Raw genomic sequence first — 15,576 nt, 5'->3', positions numbered from 1 at the left:
GCGGTGCGTGGGTGACGGTCTGCGGGGACCTCACCGAACCGGACACGGAGGCACTGGCGCCGCTCGCGCGGGGGCTGGGCAACGCGGAGACAGCGGGGCGGCCGGTGGTGGCCGAGCGGACGGTGAAGAGCCATGGGGGCCGCATCCTGGTGAAGCTCGGACTGCGGGGCCGCGCCCAGGCGGCGATCTTCGCGTACGAGTCGGGGCTGATCCGGCCGGGGACGCGGTGCGGGCCGTATGCCCGTGTAGTACCTGAGACGGAGGCCGGAGAACCCGACTCCAAGCTGACGACCGGCCGCCGTACGGCGCCTACCGTTTCCTGTGTGACCGAGACGACGCCCCCGCACCCGACCCCGCAGTTCGGGTCCGGCCGCCCGCGCAGCCCGGAGTTCCGGCTGGCCGCGGATGCCCTCGCCGGGCTGCGGCAGGACCTGTTCCATGACGCCTTCGCCTACCGGCCGCTGCCCCCGCTGGGCCCGGACAGCCGCCTCGTGCGCCGCCGCTCGGGCCGGCTGCGGGAGTACGCGCCCTGGGCCCCGCACGCCGTGGTGGTCCTCTTCGGCGTGCTGGCGATGTGGATCACCCTGTTCCGCGCCGGCACCTCCACCGCGGCGTCCCTGATCGGCGGACTGCTGGTCCTGGTGCCGGTCCTGCTGACCCTGGTCCGCCCGGCCGGGGCGTTCTGGCTGTCCCTCGCGGCCTGCACGGTCACCGGGATGGTCAGCGAGGGCGACTGGACGAACGGCACCTGGACGCCGGGTGGTTTCCTCTCCCACCTGGTGGTGCTGACCGTGGTGGCGCTCCGCACCCGCCCGCGCACCGCGGCCTGGATGTGGGCGGCGACCGGCGTGTACGGCCTCTTCGCCGCGAGCCTGTTCGGCCATCCGTACGGCCAGGAGGACATCGCCCAGATGATGTTCCTGTCCGCGCTGGTCCTGCTGGTGGTCGCCGTGCGGCACGTCCGCAAGGAGGCCGCCCTGGAGGTGACCGCGCAGCAGACGGTGACCGAGCACGAGCGCTCGCGGCGCACCCTGCTGGAGGAGCGCACCACCATCGCGCGCGAGCTGCACGACGTGGTCGCCCACCACATGTCGGTGGTCGCCATCCAGGCGGAGGCGGCGCCCTACCGGGTGGAGAATGCGCCGCCGGAGCTGGAGAAGGCGTTCGTCACCATCCGGGAGAACGCGGTGGCGGCCCTGACCGAGCTGCGCCGGGTCCTCGGCGTCGTCCGCGCGGAGGACTACGAGGCACCGGACGCCCCGCAGCCCACGCTCGCCGACCTGGACCGGCTGCTCGCCAATGTCCGTGAGGCCGGGCTCGCCGTGGACAAGACGGTGACCGGCGCGGTGCGCGAACTGCCGCAGGGGGTCGAGCTGTCCGCCTACCGGATCGTCCAGGAGGCGCTGAGCAACACCCTGCGGCACGCGCCGGGGGCGAGCGCCCGGGTGGAGGTCTCCTACGTCCTCGGCGGGCTCGGCCTGCGCGTGCTCAACGGACCGCCGCCCGCGCCGAGCCTGCTGAAGCCGTCACCGGGCGCGGGGCACGGCATCACGGGCATGCGGGAGCGTGTCACCATGCTGAACGGCGAGATGACGGCGGCCCGCACGACCGAGGGAGGCTACGAGGTGGCGGTGTTCCTCCCCGTGGCGGCCTCGGCGGCCGAACCCGAGGGCGGCGCATGACGATCCGTGTCCTGATCGCGGACGACCAGATGATGGTCCGCGAGGGCTTCTCCGTCCTGCTGAACGCGATGCCGGACATCGAGGTCGTCGGCGAGGCCGTCAACGGCCGCGAGGCGGTGGAGCGGGTCCGGCAGCTCGCCCCGGACGTCGTCCTGATGGACATCCGCATGCCCGAGCTGAACGGCATCGAGGCGACCCGCGAGATCGTGGCGGCCGACGCCGGGGCGAAGGTCCTCGTGCTGACCACCTTCGACCTGGACGAGTACGTCTACCAGGCGCTGCGCGCGGGCGCCTCCGGCTTCCTCCTCAAAGACGCCTCGGCCCGCCAACTGGCCGACGGGGTAAGGGTGGTGGCCGCTGGTGAGGCGCTGCTCGCCCCCTCCGTCACCAAACGCCTGATCTCCGAGTTCTCCCGCCTGGCCGAGGTCCGCCGCCCCCTGCCCGCCGCGCAGAGCGGTGCCTACGGCGACCTCACCGACCGCGAGACCGAGGTCCTCGTCCTCATCGCCCAGGGCCTGTCCAACGCGGAGATCGCCGAACGCCTGGTGGTGGCCGAGTCCACCACCAAGACCCACGTCAGCCGCATCCTGGTCAAACTGGGCCTGCGGGACCGCACCCAGGCGGCGGTCTTCGCGTACGAGGCGCGGCTGGTGACGCCGGGATGAGCGCGGAAGCGAGCGCCCACCGGGATCAGGGGCTGGAGCTGGAACTCGTACCGCATGTCGGCGTCGGGCCGTTCCGGTTCCGCATGCCGGTGGGGCAGGCGCGGGACGCCGCGGCCGGGTGGGGCGTGTTCCGGGTCGCCCCGGCCCCCGGGGCACCGGCGCAGATCCACCTCACGCACGACCCTTCGGGGCTGGGGGTCTCCCTCGGGTTCACCAAGGGGGCGCTGAGCGACGTGGAGGTCTTCCGGTTCCGGCAGGAGGAGGCCGGCGCGCGGGTGCTGCTCGACGGGCTCGATGTCTTCCGCACGCCGAGCGACGACCTTCGCGGCCGGCTCGCGGAACGGGGCCATGCCGTCGGGGAGGACGACGGCCTCGGCTTCGACGCCCTGCCCGGCCTCGATGTGATCCTGGCGCACGAGAGCGGCCACCGGCACCCGGTGGACGAGGAGGGCCGTCCGCTGCACTACGACTACGTGCTGCTCGCCGAGCGGCTCGGCTGATCTGGTCGCAGGGGGACCGGTGGGTTAGCGTCCCCGCATGGCAGGCTCCAGCGCACTCGCTTTCGATCCCTGGGACCCGGCGTTCGTGGCCGATCCGTACCCGGCGTACGCCGAGCTGCGGGCACGCGGACGGGTGGTCCGGTACGCGCCCACGGACCAGTGGCTGGTGCCGCACCACGCGGACGTCTCGGCGCTGCTGCGGGACCGGCGGCTCGGGCGGACGTACCAGCACCGGTTCTCGCACGAGGAGTTCGGCAAGAGCGCGCCGCCCGCCGCGCACGAGCCGTTCCACACGCTCAACGATCACGGGATGCTGGACCTGGAGCCGCCGGACCACACACGGATACGGCGGCTGGTGTCGAAGGCGTTCACCCCGCGCACGGTGGAGCGGCTGAAGCCCTATGTGCAGGGCCTGGCCGACGAACTGGTCGCGGACCTCGTCCGCGACGGCGGCGGCGATCTGCTGGCGGACGTCGCCGAGCCGCTGCCGGTGGCGGTGATCGCCGAGATGCTGGGCATCCCGGAGGCGGACCGGGGGCAGCTGCGGCCCTGGTCGGCGGCGATCTGCGGGATGTACGAGCTGAACCCGTCCGAGGACACGGCGGCGCGGGCGGTCCGCGCGTCGGCCGAATTCTCGGACTACCTGCGGGAGTTGATCGCCGAGCGGCGCAGGCGTCCCGGCGACGACCTGATCTCCGGGCTGATCGCCGCGCAGGACGGCGGCAACGGAGCCGGCTCCCGGCTGACCGAGCAGGAGGTGATCTCCACCGCCGTGCTGCTGCTCAACGCGGGCCACGAGGCCACCGTCAACGCCACGGTCAACGGCTGGTGGGCGCTCTTTCGCAACCCCGGGCAGCTGGCCGCCCTGCGCGCCGACCACTCCCTGATCCCGACCGCGATCGAGGAGCTGATGCGCTACGACACCCCGCTCCAGCTCTTCGAGCGCTGGGTCCTGGACGACATCGAGATCGACGGCACGGTGATCCCGCGCGGCGCCGAGATCGCCCTGCTCTTCGGCTCCGCCAACCACGACCCCGCCGTCTTCCCCGATCCTGCCCGCCTCGACCTCAGCCGCGCCGACAACCCCCACATCTCCTTCAGCGCCGGCATCCACTACTGCATCGGCGCCCCCCTCGCCCGCCTCGAACTGACCGCCTCCATGACGTCCCTGCTCCACCGGGCCCCCACCCTCGCCCTGTCGAACGAACCCACCCGCAAACCGAACTTCGTGATCCGGGGCCTGGAGGGGCTGCGGGTGGAGGTGCGGTGATCACTCGCCCGGCTGCGCGGACGGCCGTTCTGGCATGTGCCCGACGGCAACCACGCCGAGAAGAAGCCCTTCGGTGCCAAGCTCTCCCTCCCGGAACCGCTGGGGACCGAGATCGACACCGAGGACCTCAGGCGCTGCATCGACCGAGTCCCGGCCTCACCCCGCCACATCTCTCCGCCGCGCCGGTCGCCACCCCGCCGTACACCACCCCCGCGACCCGCCGGGGGCGGGAAGGACGTCCGCCGGCGGCGTGCTACCGCTCCTTCGTCTCCTCCAGCACCGTCCTGCCCACCAGCGCGTACCGCTCCGGCGCCCGCCGCTTGAGGTACTGCGCGTACGCCACCCCCACCACCGCGATCGCCCCCACCAGCCACGGCGTGGCCCGCAGCACCAGCGACCCCGACTCGCTGCCGGCCGCCGCCCCCATGTTGGACACCAGCAGCACCACGACCCCGAGCATCGCCACCCCGCCCACCAGCGGCGCGGCGAACGTGCGGAACCAGTGCCGGCTCTCCGGGTGGTGCGAGCGGAAGTACGCCAGCACGGCGAACGAGCACACGGCCTGGACGACGAGGATCGCCATCGTGCCGAGGATCGCGAGCAGCACGTACGTGCCGGTGTACGGGTCCTTCCCCGCGATCCAGAACGCGCCGATCAGCACCGCCGCCACCCCCGTCTGCACCAGCCCGGCGATGTGCGGCGAGCCGTGCCGCGCGTGGGTGCGGCCGACGGTGCGTTGCATGGAGGGCAGCACGCCCTCGCGGCCCAGCGCGTACAGGTAGCGCGCGGCGCAGTTGTGGAAGGCCATCCCGCAGGCCAGCGACCCGGTGATCATCAGCCACTGCATGACGTCGACGGCCCAGTGGCCGACGTACCGCTCGGTGGGGACGAAGAACATCGAGAGGGGGTTCGCGGAGGACGCCGCCCTCACGGCCGCCGCCTCGCCGTTGCCGCAGATGGCCATCCAGGAGACGAGGACGTAGAAGACCCCGACGCCCAGGACGCTGACCATCGTCGCCTTGGGGATGATCCGCTTGGGGTCGCGGGACTCCTCGCCGTACATCGCCGTGGACTCGAAGCCGACCCAGGACCAGAAGGCGAAGAACAGGCCGAGCCCGGCGGACGTGCCCTTGAACGCGTTGACCGGATCGATGGGCGCGAGGCTGAAACCGTGCGGGCCGCCGCCGTGCAGGGCGACGGACACGGCCATCGCGGCGAGCACCGTGACCTCGGTCGCCAGCAGCACCACCAGCAGTTTCTCGGCGACGCTGACCCCGAACCAGGTGCCGGTGGCGTTGATCGCCAGCATCAGGATCGCGAAGGACCACCAGGGCAGGTGCACCCCGGTCTGGTCCCGGAGGGTGGTCGTGGCGAAGGTGGAGAAGATCCCGATGAGCGCGGGTTCGAAGACGACGTAGGCGAAGGTGGCGAGCAGTCCGGAGGCGAGCCCGATCGTGCGGCCCAGGCCGTAGGAGATGAATCCGTAGAAGGCGCCCGTCGACGTGATGTGCTTCGCCATCGAGGTGAATCCGACGGAAAAGATTGCCAGTACGACCATTGCGACGAGATAGCTTGCGGGCGCCCCGATGCCATTGCCGGACGACACCATGAACGGCACGTTCCCGGTCATCGCGGTGATCGGCGCGGCCGTCGCCACGGCCATGAACACCACACCGAGCAGCCCGACGGCGTTGGGTTTCAGCCGATGAATCGTTTCGCCTCCGTCGGTCCCCGCCGCCGGTACGACACCCTCGTCCACTGCCATGAATGACCCCCTCCGGGTCCGTTCCCTGGGTCCTGATGGAGCAGGATGCTGGACGAGAAGGGGGCACGGGAAGGGGTCGGGACGGTTAAATATTTGTCACTAGACCATTAGGGCGATGCGTGAGGGGTCAGCCGCGGGCGGGCAGCACCAGTCCCCACGCCCCCTCGGCCACCCGCCAGGTCCGGCGCCGTACGGGTCCCGTCACCTTCGCGTCGGCCCGGTAGTGGAAGTCGGGGCCGGTGACGGTGACCGTGCGCCCGAAGGCCCGCAGGGGGCCCCTCTCGGCGCCCGCCGAGAGGGGGTGGACCTCCAGTGCGGCGAGGCCGCCGGTGGCCGGGGCCAGGGAGAGGGACTCCACCGGCTGGTCGAGGTCCACCAGCGCCTCGCCGTCGACCTCCACCCGCAGCCGGGTGGGGCCGGGGGCGGGTATCGCGGTCAGCCGGGTGGGGCGCGGGCTCAGGGTGCGCACCAGGGACCGGTACCAGGGGCGGCCGGCGGCGGCCATCGGCGCGGGCGCGGGCACCCGCGCCGGGGCCGGGGGGATGGCGAGCCCGCCGAGCACCAGTCCGCCGCTGTCGTCGGCCAGCAGGTCCAGGCGCCGCTCCGCGCCGTCCAGCACCGCCCGCGCGGCCGCCACCGCCCCGGTCGGCACCCCCAGGGACGCCGCCAGGGCGAGTCTCTCGCCCACCGGCACCACCGACAGCACACATCCGGCCAGTTCCCGCTCCCGGTGCAGCAAGGTCACCGCGCGCGTCAGCGCCGCGTCGTCGCCCACCACCACCGGCCGGCGGGAACCCCTACGGCCCAGTGCCCGGGCGAATTCCTCCGGCCCCTCCGGAAGGCACACCTTGGCCGCCGCACCCGCGCTGAGCACGTCTTTCGCGATCCGTACGGACTCCCCGTCCGTCTGCCGTGCCCCCGGATCGATGATCACCAGCAGCTGATCGGACATCGCGAAAGTCGCCACCTCGGTCCTGCCTCGCTTCCTCGGGTAGCATCTTTGTGCAAGAGCCCCTTGCGCTATTGCGCCAGGGGCTTCGTCTATTCCGGGGCATCCGGTCCGACGGTTGTGCGGCCAACGACGGTCGCGGTGGCACGCGGCGCTGAACCTTACGCCCGTGCCCCTGACCTTGGACATGCCCCGCCCGGAAGGGGTGTACGCGCGTGCCCGCACTTGTGCTGCTCGGTGCTCAGTGGGGTGACGAGGGCAAGGGGAAGGCCACCGACCTGCTCGGTGGATCGGTGGATTATGTGGTGCGATACCAGGGCGGCAACAACGCCGGCCACACGGTCGTCGTCGGCGACCAGAAGTACGCCCTCCACCTCCTGCCCTCCGGCATCCTCTCTCCCGGATGCACGCCGGTCATCGGCAATGGTGTCGTCGTCGACCCCTCGGTCCTGCTCTCCGAGCTGAGCGGTCTGAACGAGCGTGGTGTCGACACCTCCAAACTGCTCATCAGCGGCAACGCGCACGTCATCACGCCGTACAACGTGACGGTCGACAAGGTGACGGAACGCTTCCTCGGCAAGCGGAAGATCGGCACGACCGGGCGCGGTATCGGCCCCACCTACGCGGACAAGATCAACCGCGTGGGCATCCGGGTCCAGGACCTGTACGACGAGTCGATCCTCCAGCAGAAGGTGGAGGCCGCGCTCGACGTCAAGAACCAGGTCCTCACCAAGCTCTACAACCGCCGCGCCATCGCCGTCGACCAGGTCGTCGAGGAACTGCTGGGCTACGCCGAGCAGATCAAGCCGTACGTCGCCGACACCGTGCTGGTCCTCAACCAGGCCCTGGAGCAGGACAAGGTCGTGCTGTTCGAGGGCGGCCAGGGCACGCTGCTCGACATCGACCACGGCACGTACCCCTTCGTCACCTCCTCCAACCCGACCGCGGGCGGCGCCTGCACCGGCGCGGGTGTGGGTCCGACGAAGATCAGCCGGGTCATCGGCATCCTCAAGGCGTACACCACCCGGGTCGGCGCCGGCCCGTTCCCGACCGAGCTGTTCGACGAGGACGGCGAGGCGCTGCGCCGCATCGGCGGCGAGCGCGGTGTGACCACCGGCCGTGACCGCCGCTGCGGCTGGTTCGACGCGGTGATCGCGCGCTACGCGACCCGGGTGAACGGCCTGACCGACTTCTTCCTCACCAAGCTGGACGTGCTCACCGGCTGGGAGCAGATCCCGGTCTGCGTGGCGTACGAGATCGACGGCAAGCGCGTCGAGGAACTGCCCTACTCCCAGACCGACTTCCACCACGCGAAGCCGGTCTACGAGAACCTGCCGGGCTGGTCCGAGGACATCACCAAGGCGAAGACCTTCGCCGACCTGCCGAAGAACGCGCAGAACTACGTCAAGGCGCTGGAGGAGATGTCCGGCGCCCCGATCTCCGCGATCGGCGTGGGCCCGGGCCGGGACGAGACGATCGAGGTCAACTCGTTCATCTAGCTTTCCCCGCGTATCTCCGTCCGGTAAGCCGGAGTTCGACCCGTCTTCACCGTGCGGCAGCGCCCGCCGGATCCGCCTTCGGGCGGGACCGGCGGGCGCTTCCGTATGTCACCCCACCTGACTCATCCTTGACCTGGACATGGTCATTTCCTGGTTTGCGGTGCTGAACGGCGCGAGCACGATCTACGCGGGTAGCCTCCGCATGGACGCCCCCTGCTCGCGCCAACTCCAGTCTCAGGAGCCTTGAATGACCCACAGTCCCATGAACCGCCGGGAGTTCGTGAAGAAGTCGGCCGTCACCGGCGCCGCCGTCGCCGCGGCGGGCGCGGTGGGCAGCGGCACCGCCGAGGCGGCCGAGAAGGGTCACGGCCACGAGAAGGCGCCGCGCACCTGGTCGTTCTCCATCCTGGGCACCACCGACCTGCACGGCCACGTCTTCGACTGGGACTACTACGCCGACGCGCCCTACACCGACAAGGCCGGCAACTCGGTCGGCGTGGCCCGCGTCGCCACCCTCATCAAGCAGCAGCGCGAGGCCAAGGGCGAGCACCGGGTGCTGCTCGTCGACGCCGGCGACATCATCCAGGGCACCTCGCTCGCCTACTACTTCGCCCGGGTCGACCCGATCACCGGCACCGACGGCAAGCGCGGCCCCAAGCACCCCATGGCCGTCGCCATGAACCACATGCGCTACGACGCCGCCGCCCTCGGCAACCACGAGTTCAACTACGGCATCGAGACGCTGCGCAGGTTCGAGGACCAGTGCGACTTCCCGCTGCTGGGCGCGAACGCCCTGCACGCCAAGACGCTGCGCCCGGCCTTCGAGCCGTACACCGTCAAGTGCATCAAGGTCCCCGGCGCCCCCGACATCAAGGTCGGCATCCTCGGTCTGACCAACCCCGGCATCGCGATCTGGGACAAGGACAACGTCGGCGGCAAGCTGGTCTTCCCGGGCCTGGTCGAGCAGGCGAAGAAGTACGTGCCCCGGCTGCGCGCCCTCGGCTGCGACGTCGTCTTCCTGACCGACCACTCCGGCCTGGACGGCTCCTCCTCGTGGGGCGACGAACTCCCCTACATCGAGAACGCGTCCAACCTGGTCGCCGAGCAGGTCCCGGGCATCGACGCGATCCTGGTGGGCCACACCCACGTCGAGGTGCCGTCGTACACCGTCAAGAACGAGCAGACCGGCGAGGACGTCCTCCTCTCCGAGCCGTACTGCTGGGGCTACCGGCTCAGTGTCTTCGACTTCGAGCTCGAACTGCACCACGGGCAGTGGAAGGTGACGGGCAAGAAGGCGCAGACCCTCAACCCCAACGGGGTGGCCGAGGACCCGCAGATCAAGAAGCTCCTGGAGGCCGATCACCAGCTGGTGGTGAAGTACGTCAACACCCCGGTCGGCACCTGCACGACGGACCTCTCGGCGGCGGAGTCCTGCTGGAAGGACGTGCCGATCATGGACTTCATCCACAAGGTCCAGACGGAGACGGTCAAGACCGGCCTGTCCGCCGCCGACGCCGCCCTCCCGCTGATCTCGGTCGCCGCGCCCTTCAGCCGCACGGCCGACATCCCGCAGGGCAACGTCACCATCAGGGACATCGCCGGCCTCTACATCTACGACAACACCCTCTACGCCAAGAAGCTCACGGGCGCCCAGCTCAAGGACTACCTGGAGTACGCGGCCAAGTACTACCACCAGGTCCCGGCGGGCACGAAGGTCGACACCGCGACCCTCACCAACGCCAACAGCTTCTGGGACTACATGTACGACACCGCCGCGGGCGTCGACTACGACATCGACATCGCCCAGCCCGAGGGCTCCCGCATCAAGAACCTCAGCTACAACGGCGCCTCCGTCGCCGCCGACCAGGTCTTCGTGGTCGCGGTCAACAACTACCGCGCCAACGGCGGTTCGGGCTACCCGCACATCGCCTCGGCGGAGATCGCGTACAGCTCCACCAACGAGATCCGCGACATGATGATCGACTACGTCACCGCGACGAAGACCCTCGACCCGGCCGGCTTCGCGGTCACCAACTGGAAGCTGACCCAGGCGGGCACGCCGGTCTTCTAGTCCAGCCAGGACGCAGGACGCAGGAACGCAGGACGTCAGGGCACCCGCGCACCCGTCATGGGTGGGCGGGTGCCGTGCGTCGGGGACGCCCGCGCGCCGCCCGCCCCCGGTCAGCTGAAGACGATCATCGAGCCCTGGGCCAGCGCGCGGGTCGCGGCGGCGTGCAGGCCCAGCCAGACATGGCGTTCGCGGGAGAAGGGGTTCGGGTCGTGAGGGGTGGGGGCGGCCGGTTCCTCCAGTTGGGTGGGGGCCGCGGGCGGGGCGGGCGGAGCCGGGGGGTTGGCCGGGTCGATGCCGATGACCGGTGCGACGTACTGGAGTTCGCGCAGCAGCGCCTGGGCGGAGCCCAAGGGGCCGCCACCGGCCAGCAGTTGCTCGTCGGACAGCGGATGCGGGAAGTCGACCGGGACGTAGGCGCCCGCGTGGTCGTAGTGCCAGACCAGGTGCGACTGCTGGGCCGTGGACTCGAACATCTCCAGCAACTGCTCGTAGTCCCCGCCGAGTTCGTCCACCGGCGTCACCGGCAGCCCGCAGACCTGGAGCAGATAGGCGCGGCGCAGGAAGTGCAGGGCGTCGTAGTCGAACCCGGCGACCGGCGCGACCTCGCCGGACAGGCCCGGCATGTACTGGTACACCGGCACCGGCGGCAGCCCCGCCGCGGCCAGCGCGTGGTCGTAGTGCGCGAGTTCCTCGGCGAACGGATTGTCCGGCGTGTGGCACAACACATCGACGAGCGGTACCAGCCACAGGTCACAGGCCAAGGAAAGCTCCTCACGCAAAGGGTGGTCCGGGAAGCGTAATCGGTGCGCGTGCGGTCCCATACCCCCACGTCCGGTCAGCTGTCGGACAGATCTTCCAGCAGGGCCAGCGAGTGGGCGTTGGCCGCGGCCACCAGCGCGCGGGCGGCCTCGGTGTCGCGCCGGGCCAGGGCCTCGACCAGGTCCGTGTGCCCGGCCCACAGCCTGCCGCGCAGATCGGGCAGGCGGCGCAGGTGCTGGACCGCGCAGACCCAGGACTGCACGCGCAGCCGGTGCAGGAAGTCGCCGAGGTAGGGGTTGCCGAACAGGACGCTCAACTCGCGCCAGAACCGCAGGTCGTAGCCGATCAGCACGGTGAGGTCGCCCGCGGCGGCGGCGCGCAGGGCCTCCTCGCCGCGGCGCCGGACGGTGGCCAGCAGGGCGAGGGTGCGCGGATCGTCGGGCGGGGTGCGGAAGGCGGGGTGCCCGGCGGCGAGGCCCTGGAACATGCCGTCCGTGACCAGGCTGCGGGCCTCGATCATGTGCCGGTAGTCGGCGAGCGAGTACTCGGGCACCCGGAAGCCGCGGTGCTGGTCGGCCTCCAGGATGCCCTGCGCGGACAGGTCGACCAGCGCCTCGCGGACCGGGGTGGCGGAGACGCCGTACTGGTCGGCGATCTCCTTCACGGTGAACGCCCGGCCCGGCCGCAGCCGCCCCGCCAGCACCTCGTCACGGAGGGCGTCCGCGATCTGCTGGCGCAGGGTGCTGCGGGTGACGACGCCGTTGCCGGGCATGGCCGGTCTCTCCTCACGCGTTCGGGTGCGGTGCTCGCACGTATGGGCGACTCCGCGGAGTCTTACGAGCACGTCACCTTACGCGTTCGGCCTCTGCCGACGGCAGCGGTCGACCGGTTACGCCGTGTACTCGTCCGCCACGGACAGCGCGGCGTCGAGGGCGGCCAGGCCCTCCTTCAGCTCCGCCTCGCTCGTGTTGCACGGCGGCACCACATGGGTGCGGTTCATGTTCACGAACGGCCACAGGCCCTGCTTCTTCGCGGCCGCGGCGAAGGCGGCCATCGGCGCGTTCGCCTCACCGGCCGCGTTGTACGGCACCAGGGGCTCCCGCGTCTCCCGGTCCCTGACCAGCTCCAGCGCCCAGAACATGCCCACGCCGCGGACCTCGCCGACGCTCGGGTGGCGCGCCGCCAGCTCGGCCAGACCGGGCGCCAGCACGCTCTCGCCGAGCCGCTTGGCGTTCTCGACCACGCCCTCCTCGGCCATCACGTCGATCGTGGCGACGGCGGCGGCGCAGGCCAGCGGGTGCCCGGAGTAGGTCAGACCGCCCGGGTAGGGGCGCTTGCCGAAGGTCTCCGCGATCTTCCCCGAGATGGCGACCCCGCCGAGCGGCACATAGCCGGAGTTCACGCCCTTGGCGAAGGTCATCAGGTCCGGTACGACATCGAACAGATCGGCGGCGAACCACTCGCCGGTACGGCCGAATCCGGCCATGACCTCGTCCAGGACGAAGACGATCCCGTACGTGTCGCACAGCTCGCGCACCCCGGCGAGGTAACCCGGCGGCGGCAGCATGATCCCGGCGGTGCCGGGGATCGTCTCCAGGATGATCGCGGCGACGGTGCCGGGACCCTCGAAGGCGATCGTCGTCTCCAGGTGCTCCAGCGCCCGCGCGGTCTCCTGCTCCTCCGTCTCGGCGTAGAAGCGGGAGCGGTAGGCGAACGGCGCCCAGAAGTGCACGACACCGCTGGTGCCGCTGTCGGAGGGCCAGCGGCGGGGGTCGCCGGTGAGGTTCACGGCCTGCTGGGTGCCGCCGTGGTACGAGCGGTACGCCGAGAGCACCTTCGGGCGGCCCGTGTGCAGCCGGGCCATGCGCACCGCGTGCTCCACCGCGTCGGCGCCGCCGTTGGTGAAGAAGATCTTGTCCAGGTCGCCGGGGGTCCGCTCGGCGATCAGCCGGGCCGCCTCCGAGCGCGCCTCGATGGCGAACGCGGGCGCGAAGGTGGTCATCTTCGCCGCCTGCTCCTGGATGGCCGCGACGACCTTGGGGTGCTGGTAGCCGATGTTGGTGTAGACGAGCCCGCTGGTGAAGTCCAGGTAGCGCGTGCCGTCGTAGTCCCAGAAGTACGACCCCTCGGCGCCGGCCACGGCGAGCGGGTCGATGAGGTCCTGGGCGGACCAGGAATGGAAGACGTGCGCACGGTCCGCGGCCTTCACTGCGGCGCCGGCTGCGGGATCGGTCTGAGGGGTCATGCGGGCGAGCGTAAATGTCCGGGATGCGGACGCGGTATCGGCGTCCTGTTCCGTGGCCGGGCCCAATCCGCGACAGGTTGTCGACAATGAACCGGGCGGGGGCGCGCGGCCTGTTACCGAACCGTGGACGGCTGGGCCTCCGGCACCTTGTACGACCGGATTATTCTCGGGCCGTTGCCACAGCTGACGGGGCGGGAAGGCGGGCGGTCATGGAGGAACTCGGTCCGGGGGACCCCCACAGGATCGGGGGCTACCGGCTGCTGGCGCGGCTGGGCGCGGGCGGCATGGGCATGGTGTACCTGGCCCGCTCGGACCGGGGCCGCACGGTCGCCGTGAAGCTGGTCCGCGAGCAGCTGGCCGCGCGGGAGGAGTTCCGGGCCCGGTTCCGGCGCGAGGTGGGCGCCGCGCGGCGGGTCGGCGGGCACTGGACCGCGCCGGTGCTGGACGCGGACACCGAGGCGGCGGTGCCCTGGGTGGCCACCGGGTACGTGGCCGGGCCGAGCCTCCAGCAGGTCGTGGGGCACGATCACGGGGCGCTGCCGGAGCGCTCGGTACGGATTCTCGCGGCGGGGCTCGCGCACGCGCTGAAGGACATCCACGCGGCCGGGATCGTGCACCGGGACCTGAAGCCGTCCAATGTGCTGGTGACCATCGACGGGCCGCGCGTGATCGACTTCGGTATCGCGCGCGCCCTGGAGACGGACACGCTGGGCGGCGAGGGGCTCACCACGACCGGGTCGCTGGTCGGCTCGCCGGGGTTCATGGCGCCGGAGCAGGTGCGCGGGGACCAGCTCACCCCGGCGTGCGACGTCTTCTCGCTCGGCTCGGTGCTGACGTACGCGGCGACCGGGCGGATGCCGTTCGGGAACGCCGGCAGCGGGGCGCACGCGCTGATGTTCCGGATCGCCCAGGAGGAGCCGGATCTGGCGGGGGTGCCGGAGGGGATCGCCGATCTGGTGCGCCGGTGCCTGCGCAAGGACCCGGCGGCCCGGCCGTCCCTGGACGCGCTGCTGGAGCGTACGGGGGCCCAGGACACGGTGTCCGGCGGCCGCTCCCGCGACCCCTGGCTGCCGGGCGCGCTGGTGGCCCAACTGGGGCGGCACGCGGTGGGGTTGCTGGAGGTCGAGGAGCCGGAGGAGAGTGCGGGCGGGGCCGAGGGGGCGGGCTCGCGGCCGGGTGCCCAGGGCGCCGGAGCACGGGACGGTGGTGCGGGGGACGGCGGCGGGCGGAACGGCGGTGTGCGCGACGGTGGTTCGCCCGAGCACTCCGCCGTCTCGGACGGGGGCGGGGCAGCCGCCACGAAGGTGAGCGGGGCCGGCTCCGAGCGGCTGCCGGCGCGGGCGGGGGAGGAGCCGCCGCTGCCGGTGACGGTCCCCGGCGCGTACGGCGATCCCCGGCAGGAGGCCCAGCCGCACCCCCAACAGGGCGCCCGGCAGCCGTACTTCGCGCAGGGCACCGCCTCCGCGCCGCCGCGGGCACCGCAGTCCTTCGGGTACGGGTACCCCCGGCAGTCGTACCCGCCGTACCCGCCCTACGGCGCGGAGCCCGAGCCCGAGCCGGAGCGGCGCAGCGGGCGGTCCACCGCCCTGCTGGTCGTGATCGCGCTGATCGTGGCGGTGGGCGCGGGCGGGTCGGTGTACGCGCTGCTGAACAGCGGGGTCGAGAGCGGCGGGAGCGGCGCCGCCCCGGCACCGGCCTCGCGCTCCGCCTCGCCCACCGGTTCCGGGGAGCGGGGTCCGGACCCGGCCTCGCCCTCCGCCTCCGGCGCGGGTGCCGTACCGGACGCCTACGTCGGGACCTGGGCGGCGACCATCGACAACGCGAGCGGCGCCAACACCCGCCGGCTCACCATCCGGCAGGGGAAGGTGGGGGAGGACGTACTGACCCTGGTCGCGGAGGGCCCGGCGGACGGCGGTGGGAAGTACCACTGCGTCTTCGCGGCCGAACTCAGCCAAGCCCCCTACTCCGGCGGGCCGTTGGAGATCGGCCCGTCCGTCGTGACCAGCGGCGAGCCCCTCTCCTCCTGCTCCCCGGGCGACCCGACGGAGGTCAGCCTGCTCCCGGACGGCCGGCTGCAGCGGGCCCGGCAGGGCGGCGGGGAGACCCTGACGTACACCCGTCAGTGACTGACGCGCACCGGCCAGTGACCGACGCGCACCCGTCGGTGGGCG

Annotated in this window: 12 protein-coding genes; 7 read left to right on the top strand and 5 right to left on the bottom strand. The window is 71.8% G+C overall.

The window, feature by feature from the left end; translation table 11 throughout:
• Positions 1-11: 11 nt before the first annotated feature.
• The 4 genes from GHR20_RS17045 to GHR20_RS17030 are packed head-to-tail and all read left to right on the top strand — an operon-like array spanning position 12 to position 4,117.
• The gene (locus GHR20_RS17045; RefSeq protein WP_194858903.1) at positions 12-1,682 is read left to right on the top strand and encodes a histidine kinase; all 1,671 of its coding nucleotides are present in this window, start codon (positions 12-14) and stop codon (positions 1,680-1,682) included.
• Entirely contained in the window at positions 1,679-2,347 is a 669-nt protein-coding gene (locus tag GHR20_RS17040; protein ID WP_148024205.1) for a response regulator transcription factor, read from the top strand. The genes GHR20_RS17045 and GHR20_RS17040 overlap by 4 nt, the downstream gene beginning before the upstream one ends.
• Positions 2,344-2,847, top strand: a complete 504-nt coding sequence (locus GHR20_RS17035; RefSeq protein ID WP_243878050.1) for a hypothetical protein — start codon at positions 2,344-2,346, stop codon at positions 2,845-2,847. The genes GHR20_RS17040 and GHR20_RS17035 overlap by 4 nt, the downstream gene beginning before the upstream one ends.
• 37 nt (positions 2,848-2,884) lie before the next feature.
• Positions 2,885-4,117, top strand: a complete 1,233-nt coding sequence (locus GHR20_RS17030; RefSeq protein WP_153813639.1) for a cytochrome P450 — start codon at positions 2,885-2,887, stop codon at positions 4,115-4,117.
• Between the two features lie 253 nt (positions 4,118-4,370).
• Here GHR20_RS17030 and GHR20_RS17025 read toward each other — a convergent pair whose 3' ends face one another.
• Together GHR20_RS17025 and GHR20_RS17020 are read right to left on the bottom strand one after the other, a co-directional pair.
• On the bottom strand, positions 4,371-5,882 hold the full coding sequence (locus GHR20_RS17025; RefSeq protein ID WP_153813638.1) for an APC family permease: 1,512 nt from the start codon (positions 5,880-5,882) through the stop codon (positions 4,371-4,373).
• A gap of 127 nt (positions 5,883-6,009) precedes the next feature.
• A complete protein-coding gene (locus GHR20_RS17020) occupies positions 6,010-6,834 on the bottom strand; it encodes a diacylglycerol kinase (protein WP_181516249.1) in 825 nt (274 codons plus the stop codon).
• Positions 6,835-7,046: 212 nt separating this feature from the next.
• On the opposite strand from GHR20_RS17020, the gene GHR20_RS17015 reads away from it, so the two are divergent.
• Positions 7,047-8,330, top strand: coding sequence for an adenylosuccinate synthase (locus GHR20_RS17015; protein ID WP_111583168.1), 1,284 nt, complete (start codon positions 7,047-7,049; stop codon positions 8,328-8,330).
• A gap of 247 nt (positions 8,331-8,577) precedes the next feature.
• Complete coding sequence (locus GHR20_RS17010) at positions 8,578-10,401, top strand: 5'-nucleotidase C-terminal domain-containing protein (protein WP_153813637.1); 1,824 nt, start codon at positions 8,578-8,580, stop codon at positions 10,399-10,401.
• A gap of 110 nt (positions 10,402-10,511) precedes the next feature.
• Here the strand turns inward: GHR20_RS17010 and GHR20_RS17005 are convergent, their stop codons facing one another.
• From GHR20_RS17005 to GHR20_RS16995, 3 genes are all read right to left on the bottom strand, one after another.
• Positions 10,512-11,162, bottom strand: coding sequence for a hypothetical protein (locus GHR20_RS17005; protein ID WP_148024506.1), 651 nt, complete (start codon positions 11,160-11,162; stop codon positions 10,512-10,514).
• A gap of 74 nt (positions 11,163-11,236) precedes the next feature.
• Complete coding sequence (locus GHR20_RS17000) at positions 11,237-11,932, bottom strand: GntR family transcriptional regulator (protein ID WP_111583162.1); 696 nt, start codon at positions 11,930-11,932, stop codon at positions 11,237-11,239.
• 117 nt (positions 11,933-12,049) lie between these two features.
• Positions 12,050-13,405: an aspartate aminotransferase family protein gene (locus GHR20_RS16995; RefSeq protein WP_153813636.1), complete on the bottom strand. Its 1,356-nt coding sequence runs from the start codon at positions 13,403-13,405 to the stop codon at positions 12,050-12,052.
• Positions 13,406-13,614: 209 nt separating this feature from the next.
• Between GHR20_RS16995 and GHR20_RS16990 the strand changes: the two genes are divergently transcribed.
• Entirely contained in the window at positions 13,615-15,531 is a 1,917-nt protein-coding gene (locus GHR20_RS16990) for a serine/threonine-protein kinase (protein ID WP_153813635.1), read from the top strand.
• The last annotated feature ends 45 nt before the right edge of the window (positions 15,532-15,576 follow it).

The organism is Streptomyces sp. SUK 48 (genome assembly GCF_009650765.1).
Taxonomy (GTDB): domain Bacteria; phylum Actinomycetota; class Actinomycetes; order Streptomycetales; family Streptomycetaceae; genus Streptomyces.
The sequence above is the reverse complement of the archived record's forward strand: the minus strand, read 5'-3'. Positions and strand labels throughout refer to the sequence as shown.

Coding starts and splice junctions, on each gene's coding strand:
- GHR20_RS17025 (WP_153813638.1), bottom strand. CDS start 5,882: ATGGCAGTGGACGAGGGTGTCGTACCGGCGGCGGGGACCGACGGAGGC.
- GHR20_RS17030 (WP_153813639.1), top strand. CDS start 2,885: ATGGCAGGCTCCAGCGCACTCGCTTTCGATCCCTGGGACCCGGCGTTC.
- GHR20_RS16990 (WP_153813635.1), top strand. CDS start 13,615: ATGGAGGAACTCGGTCCGGGGGACCCCCACAGGATCGGGGGCTACCGG.
- GHR20_RS17000 (WP_111583162.1), bottom strand. CDS start 11,932: ATGCCCGGCAACGGCGTCGTCACCCGCAGCACCCTGCGCCAGCAGATC.
- GHR20_RS17020 (WP_181516249.1), bottom strand. CDS start 6,834: ATGTCCGATCAGCTGCTGGTGATCATCGATCCGGGGGCACGGCAGACG.
- GHR20_RS17010 (WP_153813637.1), top strand. CDS start 8,578: ATGACCCACAGTCCCATGAACCGCCGGGAGTTCGTGAAGAAGTCGGCC.
- GHR20_RS16995 (WP_153813636.1), bottom strand. CDS start 13,405: ATGACCCCTCAGACCGATCCCGCAGCCGGCGCCGCAGTGAAGGCCGCG.
- GHR20_RS17040 (WP_148024205.1), top strand. CDS start 1,679: ATGACGATCCGTGTCCTGATCGCGGACGACCAGATGATGGTCCGCGAG.
- GHR20_RS17035 (WP_243878050.1), top strand. CDS start 2,344: ATGAGCGCGGAAGCGAGCGCCCACCGGGATCAGGGGCTGGAGCTGGAA.